This is a genomic window from Clostridium moniliforme (assembly GCF_017873235.1).
Taxonomy (GTDB): Bacteria; Bacillota; Clostridia; order Clostridiales; family Clostridiaceae; genus Clostridium; species Clostridium moniliforme.
The window spans coordinates 356,549-380,595 of sequence record NZ_JAGGJZ010000002.1 but is presented as its reverse complement, the minus strand read 5'-3'; the positions used below and the strand labels follow the sequence as shown (position 1 = coordinate 380,595).

Below are 24,047 nucleotides of genomic sequence, written 5' to 3'. Positions count from 1 at the left end.
AATTACTCCAATCTTTTCTTTTTAAAATTCTCCGTATTTATACATATATTTTCTTCTAGGTTCAACAATATCCCCCATAAGAAGTGATACCATTTTTTCTGCTTTAGCTGCATCTTCTATTGTAACTTGAAGTAATATTCTACTTTCTGGATTTAAAGTAGTATCCCATAACTGATCTGGATTCATTTCCCCAAGTCCTTTATATCTTTGTATTAATGCACCTTTTCCTATTTTTTTCTTAACCTCTTCTAACTGTTCATCACTATATGCATAGCTACTTACTTCTTTTCCTTTTACCTTTTTATAAACTTTATAAAGAGGTGGCTGAGCTAAATACAAGTGTCCGTTTGCTATAAGTGGTCTCATATATCTATAAATATAAGTCATCCATAATGTTCTTATATGATATCCATCTACATCAGCATCACTCATTATTATTATTTTATTATATTTTAAATCTTCTTCATTGTAATTATCTAAAGTTCCTGTTCCAACTGCTGTATTAAATATTTTAAGTTCTTCTGAAGCTAGTACATTTTCAAGTTTTTGTTTTTCAGTATTCATTATTTTACCCTTTGAAGGCATTATACTTTGAAATCTTCTATCCCTTGCTTGTTTTACTGAACCACCAGCTGAATCTCCCTCAACTACAATAAATTCATTGTAACTTTTATCTCTTCCAGTACAAACTGCTACTTTTCCTGCAAGTGGTGCAGCACCTTTTCCTATTTTTTTCTTTTCAGCTTCATTTATCTTTTTTATTTTTTCTCTTCTTTGTGCCGCAGATAATGCGTTATTTATAATTTTACTTGCTAGTTCTTTATTATCTTCTATCCATTCTGAAAGCTTAGTATATGCAAGTTCATTCATCATAGTGTAAGCTTCATTATTGCCAAGTTTAGTTTTTGTTTGTCCTTCAAAAACAGGATTAGAAATTCTAATTCTAACTATTGCAGTCATTCCTTCTCTTAAGTCATCACCTTCAAATTCCTTATCCTTTTCTTTTACAAGTCCAAGTTTTCTTGACCATTCTTTAAATGCTCTTGTCATTCCTGTTTTAAATCCAGTTTCATGTGTTCCAGCTTCTGTTGTTGGAATATTATTTACATAACTTGCAATATTATCAGTAGTTGAATCTGTAAATTGCATACAAACTTCACCAATCATTGTAACTCCTGATATTTCCTTTTCGCCTTCAAATAAAATAGGATCTTTGTGTAAAGGTACTTTACTTTCATTTAAATATTCTATAAAGTCTAAAAGACCTCTTTCTGAATAATACTCTTTTTTAATTTGTTCTTCTTTTCTATTATCAATAAGCTCAAGTCTCATTCCTTTATTTTGGAAAGCTAACTCTTGAAGTCTTTCATCTATAATATCAAATTTAAATTCAGTTGTTGAAAATATTTCTTTATCTGGTAAAAATGTTACCTTTGTTCCTGTTTCTTTAGATTTTCCTACTACTTCAAGAGGTGTTACAGGAGTTCCTGGCATATTCTTTTTAAGTTCTTTATCGTAAGCATATTCAAATCTTTGTCTATATAGCTTTCCATTTTGACTTACATAAACTTCTACCCATTTTGATAAAGCATTTACAACAGCTGCTCCAACACCATGAAGTCCACCTGAAGTTTTATAGTTTTTATTATTAAACTTTCCTCCTGTGTGAAGTTCAGTATATACCATTTCTACTCCACTTTTTTTCTTTATAGGATGAATTCCTGTAGGAATACCTCTTCCATCATCAATTATTGTTACACTTTTATCTTTATTTAATATAACAGTAGCTTTTGTACCATACCCATTTGAAATTTCATCAATTGAGTTATCAAGAATTTCCCAAACACAATGGTGTAGGCCCTTACTTCCTGTAGAACCTATGTACATACCAGGTCTGATTCTTACTGGTTCTAATTTTTCTAAGGATGTTAAATCCGTAACATTATATGATGTATTACTTTCTTTTACCATTTTTACCTCCACCTTAAGCATTTTTGTTGTAAATATCTATTAATTTATTAATTGTTTCTTCTCTATTTTTGTTTGTTATTTTCTCATAAAAATTACTTACTTTAAAACTATTAGAATATAACGGATCATAATATTTAACCATAAGTTCTTCACAAACAGTTTTATAATTTCCTTCTTTTAAAAGAGTTTTATATTGTTCAATTCTATTATTATTTAAATATCTCTTTAGACTTTCTATACAGTTAATTAATTCATTAACACTATCTTTGCCTTTTATGTACTCTTTTATTAGTATTTCACTTCTATTTTCAATTGAATCTTCAATATAAATATTAATCCCTTTATTCATAGATTCAAAAATATATCCTGGAATTATTATATTCCCTATTCTTTTGCTTTCTCCTTCTACAAATACAAGATTACTTTTTCTATTTTTAAGTTCTTCAAAAATTTTAGTTTCAAACTTTTTTTGACTATTAGCATTGCCAAGAGATACTCCTCCTAAAAGAGAACCTCTATGGTTTGCCGCTCCTTCTAAATCTAATATATCAAAACCTTTTTCTTTTAAAGCTTTTAAATATTCAGTCTTTCCAACTCCAGTCTTGCCATGTAAAACTATATATTTAACATCTTTATTTACTTTTTCAAGATTTTCATTTATATATTTTCTATAAGATTTGTATCCTCCCTTTAATTTATAAACCTTAATTCCTAAGGAATGCAAAAGAAAATGTAAACTTCCACTTCTCATTCCACCTCTTGCACAAAAAAGAACTATTTTTTTATTTTTAGGATCATACATATCTTGTATTTTATTAAATATTTCTGGAAGCCTTTTAGAAATAAACTCTATTCCTTTACTTTTAGCTTTCTCAACACTTTCTTGTACATACAATGTTCCAACAATTTCTCTTTCATCATCTAAAAGTACTGGTATATTTATAGCCCCTTCTATAGTTGCTTCATTAAATTCTTTTGGCGTCCTAACATCAATTAAAATGCAATTTTTATCTTTTTCTATTTCTTCGTATTCTACTATATTAAACATATTTAAGACCTCTATATAATTTATTAACCATTCTATTCTAACACATTTTATTAAAATAAAAAAAGAAAAAAATCGTACATATGTTTGTACGATTTTTTCTAACTTATTTTTATTATAATATTAAACTACTTTTTTAAAACTTCTAAAACTTTATCGTAATCTGGGTGATCACTAATATCTTTACAATATTCTGTATAAATTACTTTGTTATTTTCATCTACAACAAATACTGCTCTAGCTAGGAAACCAACTTCTTCTATATATACTCCGTAATTTTCTCCAAAGCTTCTGTCCTTATAGTCTGATAAAGTAACTACATTATCTACATCTTCAGCTCCGCACCATCTTGCTTGTGCAAATGGTAAATCAACTGAAATTACATATATAGTTGTATCTCCAAGCTTTTCAGCTTCCTTATTAAATCTTTTAACTTCCATATCACATACTGGTGTATCTAATGATGGAACTGTTAAAAATACTCTTTTACCTGCTGTATCCTTTAATGTAACTGGTTTTAATTCAGTATTATATACAACAAAGTCAGGAGCCTCTTCTCCAACTCTTACTTCGCTTCCTCTAATTGTTACCTTTTCACCATTCATTGTAATCATAGTATCCACTCCTTAATTAAAATCTATTTATTTTTCAATAACTATTTTCTATTACTAACATTTATCTTTTGATAGTTATATTTTATACTTTTTAAAATTATTTTCAATAGCTTATATTTGAATATTTTATTAACTTACTACTATTATGTACATTTTATCTCTATTTAATTAATTTATTTTTAGTTAATTTATGATTTATATAAATAATTATTTTAAAAAATTTCTATCAAATAAACTAAAAAAGATAGCAAAGTTTATTTGCTATCTTTTTTTAAATATTATTTTATAGTGAAGCTTCAAATATTTTAACTACATCATCACTATTTAATGGAACATATCCATTTTTTAATCCACCAAATTTAACAGCCTTATCAGCCATAACTTTAAATTTTGAATCATCAATTCCAATATCCCTTAATCTTTGTGGAATTCCAAGAGTTTTAAAATAATCACTAGTTCTTTTTATAGCTAATTCAGCCACTTCTTTTTTATCTAAATTTCTATCTATATCCCAAACATTAACTCCAAACTCATAAAATTTTTCTAATGTATCTTCATTTAAAACATATCTCATCCAATGAGGAGTTAAAATTGCAAGACCAACGCCATGAGTTATATCATAAAAAGCACTTAATTCATGTTCTATAGGGTGAACTGTCCATACATCCTTTTTACCACATGATAGTATTCCATTTATAGCTAAACTTGATGCCCACATTAAATTTGCTCTAGCCTCATAATTATCTGGATCATTGTAAGCTATTTCTCCATATTTTATACAAGTTTTTAAAAGTCCTTCTGCCATTTTATCTTGAAGATATGCATCCTTTGTCCTACTAAAGTAAACTTCAAAAATATGGCTCATTATATCAGCTGTACCAGCTGCAGTTTGATTTTTAGGTACTGAATAAGTGTATTCTGGATCTAATATTGATGCTTTAGGTCTTAACATTTCATTACCTAAGCCAAGTTTTTCATTTGTATTCATATTTGATATTACTGCAAATGGATCCATTTCTGAGCCTGTTGCTGATAATGTTAATACTGTTACTATAGGAAGTACCTTTTTTATTTTTGAAGAATCTTTAACTATATCCCATGGATTTCCTTCATAAAAACTAGCTCCTGATATTGCTTTTGCACAATCTATTGTACTTCCTCCACCAACAGGTAAAATAACATCAATATTATTTTCTCTAACAAGTTTAACTCCTTTATCTACAGATTCTATTCTTGGATTAGGATCAACTCCACTAAGTTCTACACATTCTATATTATTTTTCTTTAAAATATTTTTTATATTATCATATAATCCAATTTTCTTAATACTTCCTCCGCCATAAACTAATAAAACTTTATTACCATATTTTAATAAAATTTCACCTAATTTGCTTATTTGTCCTTTTCCAAAATAAATTTCTGTTTTAATTGAATAATCAAAATTCTCCATCTAACTCCCTCCTAATATTTTATAAATTAATTTATACTTTTACTTTAAGTATACACCTTTAAATTATTTATTATCAATTAATCTAATTTTTAAAAATATTTTTATTATTAAAGTCTATAACTCAAAACTAATTATAAAAAAGGATTTAAGACTAAATGTTAGTCTTAAATCCTTAAACTTTATAAATCACATATTTCAACGTTTCTTACGTGTTTAGTGTGACTCCATTCTTTATTATTCTTATTTAATATACCTTGAATTGTAATTGGAATCCAAGTTATTGTATATAATCCATATAATAAGAATCTTATAAACAATAAAGTTCCACTTTTACCTAATGCTATAAATGCTACTAATAACATTATTAAATTAAATGCAAGTGTTACAATCCAAAAACCATAGTTGCTATCTATTTTAGCAGCTAATATTGGTAATATAAATACATTCATAGAATATATGAATATTATTGCAAAAAATCCCGTAGAAACCTTCTTTTCAAGTTTTAATACTAAAGGTGTAATTAGAAATTGACATATAATAAATACTTTCCATCCTATATCACTAAATGCACTACTTAGTACAAATATATCTGGTGTTCCAAAATTACCTTGAATTAAAGTTAAAAGTGCTGATGCACCAAGTAATAATGTTACAAAAGGTTGCATTACATATAAAGCACAATCAAACATGTACCATTTTCTTTGCTTTATTGATTCTTTTAATAATTTAAAGAAATACCTTGATGCAACATCTGTAAATCCTTGCATCCATCTTTTTCTTTGTGACCAAGATTGTTTTAAAGTTAGTGGCTTTTCATCAAATATTCTAGCATCATGTGCCCAACCAACTTTTTCTCCATTAGATACAAGCTTACATGTAAACTCTAAATCTTCTGTAAGGCAAGTTGCACCCCATCCTAATTCTTGTAACATTCCTGTATCAATTGCAAAACCTGTTCCACCTAATTGATTTGAAAATCCAACATTATTTCTAGCTAATTGGAACATTCTATTTTGTGACCAAAAGGCTATTGAATAAGATGTTGCAATCCAAGAATCATTTGGATTTTTGCTATCTATATATCCTTGTACAACTTTATATCCTTCTAGCATCTTTGAGTTTATTTCCTTCAAGAAATCTTCATGTACTAAATTATCTGCATCAAATATACATATTGCATCATATTTTTTATCCATTTTAAAAAGTTTATCAAACATCCACTCAAGAGCATAACCTTTTCCTCTTTTTTCCTTGTTGGAACGTTCAAAAACATTTACTCCATAACTTCTTGATATTTCTGCAGTTTTATCAGTACAATTATCTGCTATTACGAAAACATCGTATAATTCCTTTGGATAATTAAGTTTTGCCATGCTCTCAATAAGTTTACCTATAACTACCTCTTCATTATGAGCAGCTACAATCATTGCAAACTTCTTAACTGGCGTATAATCTTTCTTTTCTTTTTTTCTATATAATCCGAAGAAACCTAGTATTAAATAATACATAGTTATAAAAAATACGAAAAATTGAAACGCTGCTGTTACGGCATAAATTAAGTTTCCCATTAAATTCACTCCTAATGACAAATGGAAATTCTTCCCCATTTATTTTCTATTTTCTCTAAAAGTACGTCCTTTTAAATATAATTCAATAGCAGTTAAAAATCAAGTATATAAAAATTAAAAATATTTAAGAATTTCTAAATATACTCCCTTATATAATGTTTTATTTACAAATTTATATAAAATTTATTAAAGAGTAGACATAAAATTAAGTCTACTCTAATAATAAAATTTAAACTATTCCTTGAGCCATCATTGCATCTGCAACCTTTAAGAACCCTGAAATATTTGCTCCCATTAAAATATTTCCTTCTTCTCCATATTCTTTAGCTGCTTCACTTGAGTTTTTGTATATATTAACCATTATATTTTTAAGCTTTTGTAAAACTTCATCTTCTCCCCAAGATAATCTCATACTATTTTGTGACATTTCAAGAGCAGAACATGCAACTCCTCCAGCATTTGCAGCCTTTGCAGGACCAAACATAATATTATTTTCTTTAAATACTTTAATTGCTTCTAATGTTGAAGGCATATTAGCTCCTTCTGATACAGCTAAAACTCCATTATTTACAAGAACTTTAGCAGCTTCTTCATCTATTTCTCCTTGAGTTGCACAAGGAAGAGCTATATCACATTTAATCTTCCAAATATTTTTGCAACCCTCTTCATATTTGGCAGTATTTTTATATTGTAAATACTCTTTTATTCTTCCTCTTTTAACTTCCTTTATATCTTTAACTATATTTAAATCAATTCCATTTTCATCATATATATATCCATTTGAATCACTAAGTGCAATAACTTTGCCTCCAAGTTCACTTGCTTTTTCCGCTGCATATATTGCAACATTTCCTGATCCTGATATAACAACTTTCTTTCCTTTAAAGCTAGTTCCATTATCCTTAAGCATTTCTTCTGTAAAAAATACTAAACCATAGCCAGTAGCTTCTTTTCTTCCAAGACTACCTCCATAAGTTAAGCCTTTTCCAGTTAAAACACCTTGTTCGCTTGTATTTCTTAACTTCTTATAGTATCCATACATGTATCCTATCTCTCTAGCACCTACCCCAATATCGCCAGCTGGAACATCTATATCACTTCCAATATGTTTGCAAAGTTCTGCCATAAAACTTTGACAAAATCTCATTACTTCATTATCAGATTTTCCCTTAGGATCAAAATCTGAACCACCTTTACCTCCGCCTATTGGTAAACCTGTAAGAGAATTTTTAAACACTTGCTCAAATCCTAAAAATTTTATAATACTTTGATTAACTGATGGATGAAATCTAAGTCCTCCCTTATAAGGTCCTATAGCACTATTAAATTGAATTCTAAATCCTCTATTTACTTGAACTTTTCCATTATCATCAACCCATGGAACTCTAAAAAATATTTGTCTCTCAGGTTCAACCATTCTCTCTAAAAGTCCAGCTTCTATAAACTTTGGATTTTTATCAAAAACAGGTATTAATGAAGTTGTAACTTCTGTTACTGCATCTATAAATTCCTTTTCTCCTGCATTTCTTATTTTTACTTTTTCTAATACATTTTCAACATATTGTTTTCCATTCATAATTTAACGCCCCTTTATAATTAATTGCTAATTTAATTATATAATACAACTTTCTAATTAATTTTACTATTAAATTTAGTATTTTTTATATTTTTACTAGAATTCAAAATTTAATTTAAATAGACATATAGAATACAAATTTAAAATTTAATTATTTTATGTATTATTAAAATAATATTTTGTAAAACTAATAATACATATATTTAGGAGGTGTGTTATGAAAATAGGCTATGCATGTACGCCATTAAAACTTAATAATAGAACTACTAGAACTTTCACCTTAAAAAATTATTCAGAAGAAACATTAATTAATTGTATAAATTTGAACCTAAAAGATCTTATAAAAATATTAGAATATAATATTTCTAAAGGTATATTATTATTTAGAATAAGCTCTGATATAATTCCTTTTGGAAGTCATACAATTAACAATTTTAATTGGAATAAATATTTTAAAGATGATTTAAATAAAATTGAAAATTTAATAAAGACTAATTCTATAAGAGTGTCTATGCACCCTGGACAATATACAGTTATAAATAGTACAAATGCTAAAACAGTTTCAAAATCTATAATGGATTTAAATTACCACTGCTTATTTTTAGATAGCTTAAATTTAGATTTCTCATCTAAAATAATTCTTCATATAGGAGGAGTATATAATGATAAAGCTAAAGCTATAAATAATTTTATTTATAACTATAATCATCTTTCAAATAACATAAAAAATAGACTAGTAATTGAAAATGATGAAAAAAACTATGGAATTAATGATTTACTTTATATTAGTGAAAAGTGTTCAATTCCAATTATTTATGATAACCTTCATTATATTTGTTACGAAAATTCACAATCTGATAATTATTCTATATTAAATTTAATTAAACACACTTGGGGAAAAGATGATGGTGCAATTAAAGTTCATTTTAGTGAGCAGAACAAACTAAAAAAGAAAGGTTCTCACTCTAAAACTATAAGTTGTAATAAATTTTTAGATTATATTAATTCACTTAAAGACTTAGATATAGATATAATGACTGAAGTTAAAGATAAAGATTTTTCTGCTATTAAATGTATTAATTCTATAAAAGAACTTAATAATTCATTAAGCTACAACAATAAATTAAATGAATTATTATCATACAAATATTATTTAAAAGAAAAAGGAACTTATATTTTTGAAAAAGCAGAAGATATTTTAAACAGTAAAGGCATAATTGAATTTTATAAATTTATTGATCCCCTTATATATAAAGAACCTACTGAAGAAAATTATATTAAAGCCCTTAAAAGTGTCTATTATATTTTAGAAGATTCACTATGTAAAAGTGAAAAAAATCATTTTAATAAACTTTATAAAGATAAAAAATTTACTAACTGTAAAGATTATTTGCATAAAATCATAATAAAAAAAGATATTAAAGATATGATTTCAATGTATTATTTTTACAATTAAATATATAAATAAAAAACGATTAATATAATTATATTAATCGTTTTTCTATGTTCTATTCTTGTATTTCACTTATTATTTTATCTAGTAATTTATTCTTCTTTCCTTTTGAATATCTATATATAAAAATTGTCATAAGGATTCCTCCTAATGTCCCAAATATTATATCATACATAGTATCTTCTAATCCATTTTGAGCAGTTAATCCAAATAAACTATCTGTTGTAAATTCCCATATTTCCCATGCTCCTGCACAAGCTATACAAAACATTATTGTAAATATAACCATTGCCATAGGTTTTATATCTTTATTATTTTTTCCTCCAAATAAATAAGTATATATTACAAAGCCAAAAATTCCTATTAAAAATCCTGATGCAAAATGTAAAACTTTATCATACAACTCTATAGCATAAAAATTTAATACATTTGCTAAATACATTGAGAAAAATATAAATATCTCTATTGCTACATACATCACTTTTGATTTTTTTAAAAATGTATGTTTGAATATTAATTTTAGTATTATAAGAGTTACAAGAATTAATATTATTCTAGGGATTTTTTCTCCTCCTCTATAAATAATATCCCAAACAGTTGTAATAGCTAATACAATTAGAAATAAATAAGTTACAACTCTATCATAAGTCATATTTCTTTCCATATATCCAGTCCTCCGATGAAAATTTATCTTTTTTTATATAGCATTACAGAAAGTGTAAATCCTCCTATAAATCCTCCTATATGACCTAGATTATCAATATTAGATGATGTTAATCCTATAAAAAGATTTAATACTATAACTGCTATTATATTTCCCAAAACACCCTTTTGAAGATTTTCCTTTTCTTTTATTGCAAACCATAAAAATGCTCCTAAAACTCCAAAAATAGCTCCTGATGCACCTATTGAAATCATTTCTGGTCCTAAAAGATATCCTAAAAGACTTGATGTTATACTAGATAAAAAATATATTCCTAAATACTTTTTCCATCCATATATTTTTTCAACTACTGTTCCTACAATAAATAAGGAATACATATTAAGTGCTATATGTATAAGTCCACCATGTAAAAAGGCGCATGTAAGAAGTCTCCATATTTGACCTTTATTTATTAAATAATTTACTTTAGCTCCACATTCAATTAATACCATTGTATTAATATCCATTATACTTCTAGACATTATAGCAGTTATTATAAATATTATAATATTTATAATTATTAATGTACTAGTTACTGGACTTTCTTTAATTATATTTTTAATATTATAATAAATATTGGAAGAGCTTTTTTCTTCATATATTATCCTTAAACATTCCATTAATGGTTTGCAAGGTTCATCGCAATATATAACTTTATCTAATTTATTATTATAAACAAGCTTACTTTTATAATTATCTGTTCCTTTTATGTATTCCCCATTTGTTATTACTACACTATTTAATAAAAATCTTTTTTCTAAAGTACTTAAGTACTCATACCCTTCTTTAAAATCAATATCTTCTTCAGATTCTTTTGATATTATTACAGCATATATTCCATCTTCTAAATCTTTAATAGCAATCCATCTTTCTTCTTTATGAAATTTACTAAAATATTGCTGCATATAAAATCCTTGGTTATTTGAAAGAAAACCAAAAAGTCTCTCATTAAAATTATTCATATATCCTCCCACAAATTTTATATTTAAATACATTATAAAATATAGATTTAATCTTTTCAAAGAAAATGCAATTTTTAAAATAAAAAAGAAATTTAATGTTCTATTTAAATTAGAACATTAAATTTCTTTATACTTATTGTAATTTTTTATAATGTTTCTTCTAACATATCTAATAATTCATTAAATCTCTTAATTGTAGCTTCAAGAGGTTTAGAAGTTGTCATATCAACACCTGAATTTTTTAATATGTTTATTGGATAATCGCTTCCACCACTCTTTAAGAATAATTTATATTTCTCTACAGCATTTTCTTCATTATTTAAAATTGAATTTGCAAAAGCTGATGCAGCTGCATATCCAGTAGCATATTGATAAACATAAAAATCTGAATAGAAATGTGGAATTCTTGCCCATTCTATATCTATTTCTTTGTCTATTATTATATCATTACCAAAATATTTTTCATTTAATTCATGCCATTTTCTTGAATAATCAGATGCTGTAAGTGGATTACCATTTTCTACATTTTCATGACTATATAATTCAAATTCAGCAAACATTAATTGTCTAAATACTGTTGTTCTTATTTGTTCAAGTTCTTGATTTATTAAATATAACTTTCTGTTTTTATCAGTTTCTTTATCTATTAAATAGTGAATAAGTAATGCTTCGTTTGTTGTTGAAGCAACTTCTGCACAGAATAATGTATATCCTGCATAAAAATATGGCTGATTTTTATTTGAGTAATAACTATGAATTGAGTGTCCCATTTCATGTGCTAATGTAGATACATCATTTAATTCATAATTATAATTTAACAAAACATAAGGCATTGTATCGTAAGAACCCCAAGAGTAAGCTCCTCCCTTTTTACCCTTGTTTTCATATTTATCTATCCATCCTGATTTTATTCCTTCTTTAAATATGTTAAGGTATTCATCCCCTAATGGTTTTAATCCTTCAAGTACAATTTTTACACCTTCATCAAATTCTATATGTTCCTTTGGAGTTTCAACTACAGGTACATATAAATCATACATATGAATTTCATCTAGTCCAAGCATTTTTTTCTTTAATGAAACATACCTATGAAGAGATGATAAGTTGTTATCTATTGTTTTTACAGCTTCTTTATAAACTTCAACTGGAATGTTATTGGGTTTAAGTGAAGCTTCTAAACAAGATTTATACTTTCTAACCTTAGCATCAAAATAAAAGTTTTTAATTGATGAACTTAATGTTGTTGAAAAAGTATTTCTTAATTTATTGTATGTTTCAAATAAAGCTTTAAAAGCATCTTCTCTAACTCTTCTATCTTTAGATTTTATAAATGATGAATAATTTCCTTCTGTAAGTTCAACTAATTCTCCATTTTCATTTTTTATTTTTGGGAAAGTCATATCTGCATTACTAAGAATAGTATAAATTGAAGATGGTCCTTCTAAACAGTCTGAAACCTGTGCCATTAACTCTTCCATTTCTTTGGTTAACACATGTTCCTTTTCCTTTAATATGTTATCAAAAGTAAATTTATAAGCTTTAAGTTCTGGAACTTCTTCCATAGCTTTATTTATATATTCTTCTCCAAGTTCTAATATTTCTGGTACAAAATATGCAGAATAACTTGATACTTCAGCCATATATGCATCTATTTTACTCATTCTAGCTTGATTTTCATTGTTTCCTGTATCTTCATCACTCTTTAAATGAGCGTATATAAAAAGCCTTTCTAATAAACGTGAAACTCTTTCTGATTCTTTTAAATACTCCAAAACAACCTTTGGCTCATTTAATTTTCCCATAAAGTTTTTAAGAACTGGTGCCTCTTCTTTTAATTTATCAAGGTCTTTTTCCCATTCTTCTTTTGATGAATAAATTTTTTCTATTTTCCATTTGTCATCAGCTTTAATGTCACTTCTGTTTTTCAATATGTTTTCAGCCATTTTTTATCCTCCTTTTAAATTTTATTTATGTATATTTTTTAATATGTTCTAAATTTCTTCCTTATATTCTTCTTCTTTTCCATCTATATTTTTAAATACATTTTCCATTTCTAATTTTATTAATGAAATTATTTCGTTAACCTTTTCTTGCATTAAATTATGATCGTTTAAATAATCAAATTTTAAAATAAATGTTGGATTATATTCTTCTAAGTCTTCTTCAAGTATATATCCTTTTTCTCTAAATACATCTTCGTTAAATAAATCATATATTGCTGAATATTCCCATTCTAAAACATCCTTGTTTGTATCAAAATATACGTTAACCACTCCATCTTCTACATAAAACTTTTTAACAAATAAAGCTCCTTCATCTACGCTAAAGCTTCCTAATTCTTTTGAAATAAATCCTGTATTTTTATCTTTTTCCATTAAAACTAAACTTGAAAAATCCATATTAATCTTCCTTCCTAACTGTCCTTAAATTATCCTTTATTCTTATTATAAACCATAGTTACTATTTTATAAAATATTATTACCAAATATTATTTTAATTTTATTTTATGGTAAAATATGGTAATATTTTATTATAAAATTTTTAGGAGTGATTTTTTTGGTCAATAATAAAAATAAAAATCTTAATAGAAAAATTAGTAGAAAAAAACTTTTTAAAATTAATCAAAGAAAGAGAAGACGAATATCATTATGTATAATTTTATTATTAATATTATCATCTATATTTATAGCAAAAAAAACTTTTACTTATTTTAAATGCAAAAATATATCAACAGCAGTTGAATACATTATGACTACTAATGTAGACAATGCTTTTTTAAGAGTTAAGAATATGGAACTTAAATTTTCAGATGGCTCTTATGCAGTAGTTGAAGCTTTTGGTCTTTCAAAAGAAAAGCCTCATACTTCTCAGAAAGTTGAATGTCATTTAATTAAGAAAAATAATATTTGGAAATTAAATAATTCTTATCTGTTAAAATAAATTTATTAATCTTGCAAATCATTTGCACAAAAGTGTATAATAAATGGTAACTATTTTTAGGAGATGATAATTTGATTAATATAAAAGATCTTACATTTTCATATACAAATAAACCTCCTTATCTTATAGAAAATGTTAATTTAAATATACCAAAAGGAATTTACCTTTCTATAATCGGAGAAAATGGAAGTGCAAAGACTACACTCGTTAAATTAATACTTGGACTACTTAAACCTACTTCTGGAACTATTACTGTAAATGCTAAAGGAATAGCTTATGTCCCTCAAAAAGTTGAAAGTTTTAATTCTCAATTTCCTATTTCGGTTTATGAAATTTTAAAAACTCATGGCAATTCAATAGGTATTAAAAATAAAAGTGAAATTGAAAAAGCCTTAGACAAAGTAAACATGCTTGAATTTACTAACAAATTAATAGGGAGTCTTTCAGGGGGACAACAACAAAGAGTTTTTATAGGAAGAGCTCTTATGGGAAACCCAGAACTTATTATTTTAGATGAACCTTCAACTGGAGTAGATTTTAAAAATCAAGTTTCAATTTACTCACTACTTAGCAAGCTAAATAAAGAAAATGGAAAAACTATAATTTCTGTTGAACATAACGTTAATATGGCTTTAAAATATTCAACTCATATACTTGAAGTTATAGAAGGAAATCCAACTCTTTATACAATTGATGAATACTTAAAGCATAAAGATTCATTAAACAAAAAAATTCTTAATTTATAGAAAGGTTATATTTTATGTTTGAACTAGATTTTATGAGAAATGCTTTTATTGCTGGAGGAATAATATCAATATTATGCCCTTTTATAGGACTTTTTTTGGTTCTTAGAAGATATTCAATGATTGGAGATACTCTTTCACATTCTTCCTTTGCTGGAGTTGCCATTGGTCTTGTAATGGGAATAAATCCTATTATAACAGCTTTTTTATTTACTACACTTTGTGCTCTTATTATTGAATTTTTAAGAGATTATTATAAACGTTATGCAGAACTTGTAATGTCTATTGTACTTACACTAAGTTTAGGTATTGCAATAATATTAATAAGTAGTGGAAAAGCTTCTGCAAATGTTAATTCCTATTTATTTGGTAACATACTTACTGTAACAAAGGATGATATAATTTTAATACTTATAACAGGAATTGTATGTTTAATAACATTACTTTTTATTTATAATAAACTTGTATATGTTACTTTTGATGAAGAAGGTGCAAAAACAACTGGAATAAAAGTAAAATTAATAAATTATATTTTTACTATGTTAATTGGTGCAACAATATCAATGTCTATTCGTATAATGGGTATACTTGTTATATCTTCTATAATTGTTGTTCCTGTTGCAACAGCAATACAACTTAATAAAAACTTCAATAAAACTCTTATTTTTTCAATACTATTTGGTTTTATTGATATAATGCTTGGATTGGTTCTATCTTATTATGGAGATAGTGCACCTGGTGGAACAATTGCAATTGTTTCTGTAGTAACATTACTTTTAACTATAATAGTGAAAAAATTTATTCATAAATAAAAAAACATCTCAAAAATTATTTTTGAGATGTTTTTTTACATTCCTCACACACACCTTTTATTTCAATATTATGCTCAGTTAGTGTAAAACCAGTTTGTCTCTTAATTAACTCTTCTATTTGACCAATAGGACATGGTACTTCAACTTCCTTATGACATATATCACATTCTAATATATATTTGTGGGTGCTTTTGTGAAGTTTGTAAGAAGATACGCCATCTTCTAATATAAATTTATCAATTATTTTATGTTCATAAAAGGCATCTAATGTTCTATAAACTGTACTTAAATTTATATTTATTTGACTTTCTCTACATATGTCAAAAATCTCTTCTGCTGTCATTCCATCTTTATTATTAAGTAATATTGTTAGAATATTCATTCTAGCTTTTGTTACTTTCATATTTTTATCTTTTAATATATTTTGTACGTTCATTACTACTCCTACCCTATGTTCTAAAAGATTTTTATATAATAATATTAACACTTATCCTATTAATTTTAAATGGTTAAAAGAAAATCATTTTTAATGACATTATTATTAAAATTATCCCTCCAAAAAAGTTTGCATATTTTTCTACAAAATATATTTTCTTTATATAATCGCATACAATAATACCAATATAGCATATCATAAATGTTATTAGTCCTACTAAGATCGAATTAACAAATAAACATAGTAAATTTATATTACTCATTAATGTAAATCCTATAACCAAGGCATCTATACTTACAGATATTCCCAAAAATATGTTCATTGATTTTTTTAGTAATATAGAATTTTCTTTTTTATTAATTGCATCAATTATCATTATTATCCCAATTACACCGATTACCATTCCTCCTAGTGATTCTGGTATACTAATTAACATATTAAATAAATTTCCTATAAACCCACCTAAAAACATTAAAGCAAACTGAAAAAAACCAAAGGAAAATATATAAATATATTTACTTTTATTGTTTACATTAGGTAAAACTCCTATACTAAAAGTTACTCCTAATGCATCCATTGACAACGCAACCCCAATTAATATTATTAGTATTACACTCATTCTAAAACATTATCCTTCCTATAAAATACTTTACTATTAATTAATAGTTGTAACTTTAATAATTTATGCTATTTTTAAAATTTTTTTAAAAAAGTCTTTATTTTATATATTTTTTGTTGTATAGTATTAAATAGAGTAGATTAATATTAAAATAGTATAACACATATGCTAAATAAACACGTTCTAAAGGAGAGTATTTATGTCAAATTGTATTATTGCACAATCAGGTGGACCAACTTCAGTAATTAATTCAAGTGTTGTTGGTTTAGTCAAAGCAAACGAAGAACTAAAATTATATGATAAGGTCTATAGTGGATTAAACGGAATAGAAGGTATACTAAATAGAAAAATAATTGAATTATCCGCTATATCTGAGGAAGAATTAAATACATTCAAATATACTCCATCATCAGGATTAGGTTCTTGTAGATATAAATTAAAATCAAGTGAAGAATCTAAAGAAGAATATAATAAATTATTTAATATATTAAAAGAATACAACATTGAAGCATTTTTCTATATAGGTGGAAATGATTCAATGGATACTATTGCAAAATTATCAAAATACGGAAAAGAAATTAGATCAAATATTCAATTTATAGGAATTCCAAAAACAATAGATAATGATTTAATGTATACAGATCATACACCAGGCTTTGGAAGTGCTGCTAAGTTTATTTCAACTGTTGTACTTGAAACTTATCTTGACTCATCAGTTTATACTAACAACGGAATTTTTATAATTGAAACAATGGGTAGAGATACAGGATGGCTTGCAGCTTCTGCATGTTGTGCAAGAATGAATGGAAAACAAGTTGCAGACTTTATATATTTACCTGAAAAAGCATTTGATAAAGAAAAATTCTTATTAGATGTAAGAAAAAAATTTAATGAACAAAATCAAGTTTACATAGTAGCTTCAGAAGGACTAAGAGATGCTTCTGGAAAATTTATAACTGAATTTGAATGTGTTTCACAGGATACATTTGGACATACTCAATTAGGTGGTGTTGGTCAATACCTAAGAGAGCTTATATTAAAAGCTGGTATATCAACTAGAGTTAAGGCTTTAGAACTTGGTGTGCTTCAAAGATGTGCTATGCATTGTGCATCAAATGTAGATATTGAAGAAGCTTATCTTGCTGGATTTGAGGCATTAAAATATTCAAAAGAAAATAAAAATGGTTCTATGGTTTGCATTAAAAGAGAAAGTAGTTTCCCTTATAAGACTTCTTTCTTTGAAGTTGAAGCCTCAAAGGTTGCAAATAATGTTAAATATTTTCCAAAAGAATGGATTAATGAAGAAGGAAATAATTTAACTGAAGAAGCTTATAATTATTTTGCTCCACTTTTTGAAGGAACTCCTACTTTGTACTTTGAAAATAATATTCCAAAATACAAAGTTTTCAATAAATAATATGACCCAATAAAAGCACAGCTTAAAGCTGTGCTTTTATTCATATACATATAATAAAGGTCTAAATACTTTACTTGATAAATAAATCCATATAAAAATATATATTATTTTTACATTGTATTTAAATGGTAATATACTTATTAATGAAATTCCTAAAATAAGTAAAGAAATACTTAATAATTTAGATATTTTATTCACTTTTAATTTTTTTGAACAATATGGACATTTTATATTATCTAAATTTATTTCTTTAAATAAATACTTAATTGGAATTTCTCTATTACAATAAATACATTTTTTCATCTTTATCACTTCAAATTAATTATTTTACTTTCCACTATATTTTTTACATATATACTCAATCTCATTCAATAGTTCATATATTTCATATTTTGTATTATAAGATGCTAAACTCACTCTTACCATTCCTGGCATTTTGTCATTTTTATATTTTAAATATTCATCCAATTTATTTTCATCTATATTAATTAGTCTTCTACAATAAGGGTGTGCACAAAACATTCCATGTCTCACAGCTATCCCTTTATCTAAAGCAAGCATGGTTGCAACATCTTTGTGATATAAGTTTTTTATATTAAATACAGATATGCCTAATCTGTCATTTATATTTTCTGTATCTCCATAATTTATTACATTTGGTATACTATTTAATCCTTTATTTAAAATCTCAAATAGCATTTTCTCTCTATTTATTAATTTGTCAAATCCAATTTGATCTAAAGATTTTAATGCTTTTACCATAGCCATAACTCCAAAAAAGTTTGGAGTACCTGCCTCATTTCTCTCTGGAGTTTCTAAATATTTTACTTCGAAGTCCTTTACTAATTCTACAATTCCGCCTCCCTCTCTATCTGGAAAATTTTTATTAAAATCTTCTTTTCTTCCAATAATTACTCCACTTCCAAAAGGTGCATATAATTTATGAGCTGAAAACACTAAGAAATCAATATCTTCATTAGAAGACTTTCCTTTCATATCTACTTTAATGTGAGGAACCAATTGGGCACCATCTACAATTATTTTTCCACCATGGTTATGCACTAAAGCACTTATTCTATGAATATCATTTATATATCCTGTAACATTTGATGCTCCAGCTATACTTAAGAATTTAAATTTTCCACTATATTTATTTAATTTTTCATTTAATGAATCATAATCTAGCCTTCCCATCATATCTACTTCAACATAGTCTACCATACAATTAACTCTCCAAGGTAAATCATTTGAATGATGTTCCATTCTAGTTGTAAGAACTAAATCATCTTTACTAAGAAGTGTTTGTGCTATTTTATTTATACCATCTGTTGTGTTATTAACAAATATAACTGTATAATCATCTTTATTTCTAACATTAAAAAAATCTAATAAATATTCCTTTGAATCATTATAAAGTTCTGTTGTTTTAGTAGATTTTTGTCCTGTTCCCCTTCCAATTGATCCATAATATTTAATTAACTCATTTATATAACAAACTACACTTCTTAATGGAGGAGTTGTTGCAGCGTTATCAAAATTTATTTGACAAACCTTTTTTCCATTTCTCAATTTAATTTTACTTTCTATACCTAAAAGTTCCTTCCTTAAAATATTTTTATCCTTTCCCATTGTATATCCCTCCACTATATAATATTCATTTAAATTTCTATTGTTATATTTATTGTTCTATACATAAACTATTATGAATATTCATAGAAGTAACAAGACTATTTAGACTTCATATATTTAATACTATAGTATTCTTTGGAGGTAAAAATGAAACCAGATAAAAAATATATGTCTATTATTGATGAAGAAAATAATTTTGAGACTTTTAATGTAGCCTACCCTTTTAATAATTTAAATTCAGGATGGAACCCTACATTAAATTTTGACAATTTTAATCTTAATAATTCGAGAAATTCAGATTCTTTTATTAATCTTTCATCAACTATTACAGAAAATGAGATTGATTTAAGAAAACAAGTTATTAATGATGTTTTAGAAAAATCTACTGAATTATATTCATATAATAAAGGAGCTAATGAAGATTTAGATTATAATTATTCAGTTCCTACTCCAACTGATGTTTTAAGAGATTTTGATATGGATTTAAATGAAGATGAACTTTTAGGAAATTTAGAAAGATATCCTTATAAATGTAATCCTGAAGCAATATTTCAAAAAATAAGAAGAAATAATCCAATGATTTTAAAAACCTTAGAATCTTATAGAATTCCTTTTCCAATTGCTAAGACTTTAATTAAACGTATTATTGTTTTAACTAATAATTACTGTAATAGAGAGTAGGTGATTTACATTGTTTATGTTAAGAGATAGCCTTCCTGATTTAAAAGGCAAAATTAGATTTATTCATGCAGTTCCTAATACTCCTTCAGTTGATATATATGGTAACGGAACTTTACTTGCTTCAAATTGTAAATTTGGTGATTTAACAGATTATGTTGAATTGGCACCTTTAGAATATTTAATAGAAATTTATCCTACAGGAACATATGATACTCCTATTTTTACTGAAAATTTAACACTACTGCCTGGAAATGCATTAACTGTAAGTATAGTTACTAATAATTCTAGACTTTCTTTATTTAAACTAAAAGATAGTGCTTCAAAGGCTGGTACTAATATCTCTTTTTTAAGATTTATTCATCTTTCTCCAAATACTCCTTTAATTTCTCTTTCTACAAAAAATGGAGAAATGTTATTTAACCAAGTTGAATATTTAGAAACAACAGGATATTATCCTTTATCTCCTGGGTCTTATAATTTTGTTCTTTCCCTTTCAGGTGCAAACGCTATTAACAAAACAATTTCTAACCTTTCTATTGCACCTGGTGAGTTTCAAACTATATATGTACTTGGACTTTTAAATGGGGAACCTCAACTTGGATTTTTACTATCTAAAGATGGACGACAATAAAATAAAACCAAGCAATATATTGCTTGGTTTTATTTTATTTAAGCATAGCTTTTACTTTCTTAAATAATATTGGTTTTATTTCTTCAATATCTGCTGGTTCTTTTAATATTATAGAACTATAACATACGCTTCCTACTAGTTCAATTATCATAAATAAAGTTATATGACCTTCCTCTTCTGATAATCCTCTTTCTACTAATTTATTTACAAATGTATCTATAATCTCCTCTACTTCTTCACTCTTATCTAAAAGCTTTGTTTTAGTATGTATAACATAAGAAAAATTTTTATTTACTATTTTTAATAGAAGTTTATTTTCTTTAAAATAATCTATTATATATTCAGTAAAATAAAGCACCATATCTTCAAGTTCTTCAAAATTTTTTTCTTTAGTGGCCTTATACGCTTCTTTTATAAGTGTTGTACTCTTTAATAATATTAATTTATTTACCACATCATATTTATCTTTAAAATATAAGTAAAATGTTCCCTTTGCAACTCCTGCTCTCTTTACTATCTCATCAATAGATGTATAGTTTATTCCCTTTTCCTTAAAAAGTTCATAAGCAGAGCTATACAAACTAAATTCTTTTTTCTTTTTCTTTAAGGATACTTTCTCCTTTTTATCTTCGCTATACTTCATTCTACCCTCCAAATTATAATGCTTATATATTAATCTTATCACCTATTTAAAAATAATAAAACCTTTTACTATTCATAAAATTGATATAAACCCTTATAAATAGTATAATTAAACAATATGATAATTATTAAAATATATAAGGTGAGGATATATTATGATTGTTTTAAGTTGCAGAAATATTAAAAAAAGTTATGGTATTCAAGATGTATTAAAGGATGTGACAATATCAATTAACGAAGGTGATAAAGTTGGCATTATTGGCCCAAATGGAGAAGGTAAGTCAACCTTATTTAAAATTTTATCAAAAAATATTTCTCCAGACTCTGGAGACATTTTTATTGATAAAAATAAAACAGTAGGATATCTTTCACAACATTTAAATCTTGATTTAAATAGAACTATTTACGAAGAGGCTTGTAATGTTTTTAAAAATTTAATAGATTTAGAAAATAAAATTGCTTCTTTAGAAATAAAAATGAAAGAACCTTATGATGAGAATAATGCAGCATATCATGAAAAATTAATAAAGGATTATACTACATGCCAAGAACTTTATACTAACAGAGGTGGTTATACTTATAAGGGTGAAATAGCAAGAGTATTAAAAGGACTTGGATTTTTAGAAGATGACTTTAATAATGTAATAAGCACATTAAGTGGCGGTCAAAAAACCCGTGTTGCCCTTTGTAAGCTTTTACTTCAATCCCCAGACATATTACTTTTAGATGAGCCTACAAACCATCTTGATTTAGAAGCTATTGAATGGCTTGAGGAGTTTTTAAATACATATAAAGGCACTTTACTTGTTATATCCCATGATAGATATTTTTTAGATGCTGTTACTAACAAAACATTTCAAGTTATAAATGGTCATGTTAATTGTTATAATGCTCCTTATACTAAGTATTTAGAACTTAGAAAAAAAGATTATGACTCTCAACTTAAGGCCTACAACCTTCAACAAGCTGAAATTAAAAGACAAGAAGAAATTATTCAAAGATTTAGGTCTTTTAATAGAGAAAAAAGTATAAGAAAAGCTGAAAGTAGAGAAAAAGCTTTAGAGAAGATGGATAAATTAGATGTTCCTGATAAAGAAAAAGGTGCTTCTAAAATATCTTTTGAAACACTAGTTAAAAGCGGCTATGACGTACTTCATGTTGAGAATCTTTCAAAATCTTATGGAGATACAAAACTTTTTAGTAATGTTTCCTTTGACTTAAAAAGAGGAGAAAAAATTGCTCTAATAGGTGAAAATGGAAGAGGAAAAACTACTTTATTAAATATTATAATGGGAAAAGTTAAAAGTGATTCTGGTAAAGCAATTTTAGGTGCTAATGTTAATATTGGATATTATGATCAAGAACAATCTGATTTAGATTATAATAAAACAATATTAGATGAAGTTTGGGATTCCTTTCCAGAACTAACTACAACTAAAATACGTACTGCTTTAGGATCATTCCTATTTACTGGTGATGATGTATTTAAAAAAATCGAAACATTAAGTGGTGGAGAGAGATGTAGAATAAACATTTTAAAACTTATGCTTTCAAAAGCTAATTTTCTTCTTCTAGATGAGCCTACTAACCACTTAGATATTCCTTCAAGAGAAGCACTAGAAGACGCTATATTAAATTATGATGGAAGTATGCTTATAGTATCCCATGATAGATACTTCTTAAATAAAGTTATAAATAAGATAGTTGAACTTAAAGAAAATGAAATGGATGAATATTTAGGAAACTATAGCTATTATATAGAAAAGAAAAAAAATCCAACTCGCTTTGAAGAATATGAAGAAATACAAAACGGCAAAACTAAAACTAAAATAAAAGAAGAAAAGAAAAAAGTTAAACTTGCTCAAAAAGAAATAAGAAGTAAAAAAGCAAGACTTAGAGAAGTTGAAAATGAAATCTCCTCCTCTGAGGAACTTTTAGAAAAACTTAATAATGATTTATGTTTAGAGGAAATTTATTCAAATCCTAAAGAAGCTGAAAGAGTTAATAAAGAAATTTCACAAACAGAATCTAAAATAGAATCCTTGTATGAAGAATGGGAAATTCTAAGTGAGGAATTAAATAACTAAAAAGACTCCAATTATTTGGAGTCTTTCTTTTATAAATTAATATAATTATTTTTTAAATATTTAATTTA

23 protein-coding genes are annotated in these 24,047 nt (G+C 25.9%); 8 read left to right on the top strand and 15 right to left on the bottom strand.

Annotated elements, in window-relative coordinates; translation table 11 throughout:
* Positions 1–21 precede the first annotated feature (21 nt).
* The 6 genes from J2Z53_RS05145 to gdhA form a co-directional block, all read right to left on the bottom strand.
* Complete coding sequence (locus tag J2Z53_RS05145; protein WP_209796164.1) at positions 22–1,971, bottom strand: DNA gyrase/topoisomerase IV subunit B; 1,950 nt, start codon at positions 1,969–1,971, stop codon at positions 22–24.
* A gap of 13 nt (positions 1,972–1,984) precedes the next feature.
* On the bottom strand, positions 1,985–3,019 hold the full coding sequence (gene mnmH, locus J2Z53_RS05140) for a tRNA 2-selenouridine(34) synthase MnmH (RefSeq protein WP_209796163.1): 1,035 nt from the start codon (positions 3,017–3,019) through the stop codon (positions 1,985–1,987).
* 125 nt (positions 3,020–3,144) lie between these two features.
* Positions 3,145–3,630, bottom strand: a complete 486-nt coding sequence (gene tpx, locus J2Z53_RS05135) for a thiol peroxidase (protein ID WP_209796162.1) — start codon at positions 3,628–3,630, stop codon at positions 3,145–3,147.
* A gap of 283 nt (positions 3,631–3,913) precedes the next feature.
* Entirely contained in the window at positions 3,914–5,080 is a 1,167-nt protein-coding gene (locus tag J2Z53_RS05130) for an iron-containing alcohol dehydrogenase (protein ID WP_209796161.1), read from the bottom strand.
* A gap of 179 nt (positions 5,081–5,259) precedes the next feature.
* On the bottom strand, positions 5,260–6,648 hold the full coding sequence (locus J2Z53_RS05125) for a glycosyltransferase family 2 protein (protein WP_209796160.1): 1,389 nt from the start codon (positions 6,646–6,648) through the stop codon (positions 5,260–5,262).
* A 229-nt stretch (positions 6,649–6,877) separates the two neighbouring features.
* Positions 6,878–8,224: an NADP-specific glutamate dehydrogenase gene (gene gdhA, locus J2Z53_RS05120; protein WP_209796159.1), complete on the bottom strand. Its 1,347-nt coding sequence runs from the start codon at positions 8,222–8,224 to the stop codon at positions 6,878–6,880.
* A gap of 217 nt (positions 8,225–8,441) precedes the next feature.
* Here gdhA and uvsE point away from each other — a divergent pair, with 217 nt between their 5' ends.
* Positions 8,442–9,680, top strand: coding sequence for a UV DNA damage repair endonuclease UvsE (gene uvsE, locus J2Z53_RS05115; protein ID WP_209796158.1), 1,239 nt, complete (start codon positions 8,442–8,444; stop codon positions 9,678–9,680).
* Positions 9,681–9,732: 52 nt separating this feature from the next.
* Here uvsE and J2Z53_RS05110 read toward each other — a convergent pair whose 3' ends face one another.
* The 4 genes from J2Z53_RS05110 to J2Z53_RS05095 form a co-directional block, all read right to left on the bottom strand.
* Positions 9,733–10,341: a hypothetical protein gene (locus J2Z53_RS05110; RefSeq protein WP_209796157.1), complete on the bottom strand. Its 609-nt coding sequence runs from the start codon at positions 10,339–10,341 to the stop codon at positions 9,733–9,735.
* 23 nt (positions 10,342–10,364) lie between these two features.
* Positions 10,365–11,342, bottom strand: a complete 978-nt coding sequence (locus J2Z53_RS05105; protein WP_209796156.1) for a rhomboid family intramembrane serine protease — start codon at positions 11,340–11,342, stop codon at positions 10,365–10,367.
* 146 nt (positions 11,343–11,488) lie between these two features.
* On the bottom strand, positions 11,489–13,285 hold the full coding sequence (gene pepF, locus J2Z53_RS05100; protein ID WP_209796155.1) for an oligoendopeptidase F: 1,797 nt from the start codon (positions 13,283–13,285) through the stop codon (positions 11,489–11,491).
* Between the two features lie 48 nt (positions 13,286–13,333).
* Positions 13,334–13,741, bottom strand: a complete 408-nt coding sequence (locus tag J2Z53_RS05095; RefSeq protein ID WP_209796154.1) for a DUF6762 family protein — start codon at positions 13,739–13,741, stop codon at positions 13,334–13,336.
* 157 nt (positions 13,742–13,898) lie between these two features.
* Between J2Z53_RS05095 and J2Z53_RS05090 the strand changes: the two genes are divergently transcribed.
* The 3 genes from J2Z53_RS05090 to J2Z53_RS05080 all read left to right on the top strand — a co-directional run bounded on the left by J2Z53_RS05090 (position 13,899) and on the right by J2Z53_RS05080 (position 15,837).
* Positions 13,899–14,282 (top strand): hypothetical protein, encoded by a 384-nt coding sequence (locus J2Z53_RS05090; RefSeq protein ID WP_209796153.1) that lies wholly within the window; start codon positions 13,899–13,901, stop codon positions 14,280–14,282.
* Between the two features lie 71 nt (positions 14,283–14,353).
* Positions 14,354–15,028: a metal ABC transporter ATP-binding protein gene (locus J2Z53_RS05085; RefSeq protein ID WP_209796152.1), complete on the top strand. Its 675-nt coding sequence runs from the start codon at positions 14,354–14,356 to the stop codon at positions 15,026–15,028.
* A gap of 14 nt (positions 15,029–15,042) precedes the next feature.
* Positions 15,043–15,837 (top strand): metal ABC transporter permease, encoded by a 795-nt coding sequence (locus J2Z53_RS05080; RefSeq protein ID WP_209796151.1) that lies wholly within the window; start codon positions 15,043–15,045, stop codon positions 15,835–15,837.
* 16 nt (positions 15,838–15,853) lie between these two features.
* Here J2Z53_RS05080 and J2Z53_RS05075 read toward each other — a convergent pair whose 3' ends face one another.
* Together J2Z53_RS05075 and J2Z53_RS05070 are read right to left on the bottom strand one after the other, a co-directional pair.
* A complete protein-coding gene (locus tag J2Z53_RS05075) occupies positions 15,854–16,273 on the bottom strand; it encodes a Fur family transcriptional regulator (protein ID WP_209796150.1) in 420 nt (139 codons plus the stop codon).
* Positions 16,274–16,346: 73 nt separating this feature from the next.
* Entirely contained in the window at positions 16,347–16,892 is a 546-nt protein-coding gene (locus J2Z53_RS05070) for a manganese efflux pump MntP (RefSeq protein WP_209796149.1), read from the bottom strand.
* Between the two features lie 199 nt (positions 16,893–17,091).
* Between J2Z53_RS05070 and J2Z53_RS05065 the strand changes: the two genes are divergently transcribed.
* Positions 17,092–18,309, top strand: a complete 1,218-nt coding sequence (locus J2Z53_RS05065) for a 6-phosphofructokinase (protein ID WP_209796148.1) — start codon at positions 17,092–17,094, stop codon at positions 18,307–18,309.
* Positions 18,310–18,345: 36 nt separating this feature from the next.
* Here the strand turns inward: J2Z53_RS05065 and J2Z53_RS05060 are convergent, their stop codons facing one another.
* Positions 18,346–18,612, bottom strand: coding sequence for a hypothetical protein (locus J2Z53_RS05060; RefSeq protein WP_209796147.1), 267 nt, complete (start codon positions 18,610–18,612; stop codon positions 18,346–18,348).
* Between the two features lie 24 nt (positions 18,613–18,636).
* Positions 18,637–19,938 (bottom strand): aminotransferase class V-fold PLP-dependent enzyme, encoded by a 1,302-nt coding sequence (locus J2Z53_RS05055; RefSeq protein WP_209796146.1) that lies wholly within the window; start codon positions 19,936–19,938, stop codon positions 18,637–18,639.
* Between the two features lie 147 nt (positions 19,939–20,085).
* Between J2Z53_RS05055 and J2Z53_RS05050 the strand changes: the two genes are divergently transcribed.
* Both J2Z53_RS05050 and J2Z53_RS05045 read left to right on the top strand, forming a co-directional pair.
* The gene (locus J2Z53_RS05050; protein ID WP_209796145.1) at positions 20,086–20,619 is read left to right on the top strand and encodes a hypothetical protein; all 534 of its coding nucleotides are present in this window, start codon (positions 20,086–20,088) and stop codon (positions 20,617–20,619) included.
* Positions 20,620–20,635: 16 nt separating this feature from the next.
* Positions 20,636–21,250, top strand: coding sequence for a DUF4397 domain-containing protein (locus tag J2Z53_RS05045; RefSeq protein ID WP_209796144.1), 615 nt, complete (start codon positions 20,636–20,638; stop codon positions 21,248–21,250).
* Positions 21,251–21,284: 34 nt separating this feature from the next.
* On the opposite strand, the gene J2Z53_RS05040 is transcribed toward J2Z53_RS05045, so the two are convergent.
* The gene (locus tag J2Z53_RS05040) at positions 21,285–21,893 is read right to left on the bottom strand and encodes a TetR/AcrR family transcriptional regulator (protein WP_209796143.1); all 609 of its coding nucleotides are present in this window, start codon (positions 21,891–21,893) and stop codon (positions 21,285–21,287) included.
* A gap of 154 nt (positions 21,894–22,047) precedes the next feature.
* On the opposite strand from J2Z53_RS05040, the gene J2Z53_RS05035 reads away from it, so the two are divergent.
* The gene (locus J2Z53_RS05035) at positions 22,048–23,979 is read left to right on the top strand and encodes an ABC-F family ATP-binding cassette domain-containing protein (protein ID WP_209796142.1); all 1,932 of its coding nucleotides are present in this window, start codon (positions 22,048–22,050) and stop codon (positions 23,977–23,979) included.
* Positions 23,980–24,047 lie beyond the last annotated feature (68 nt).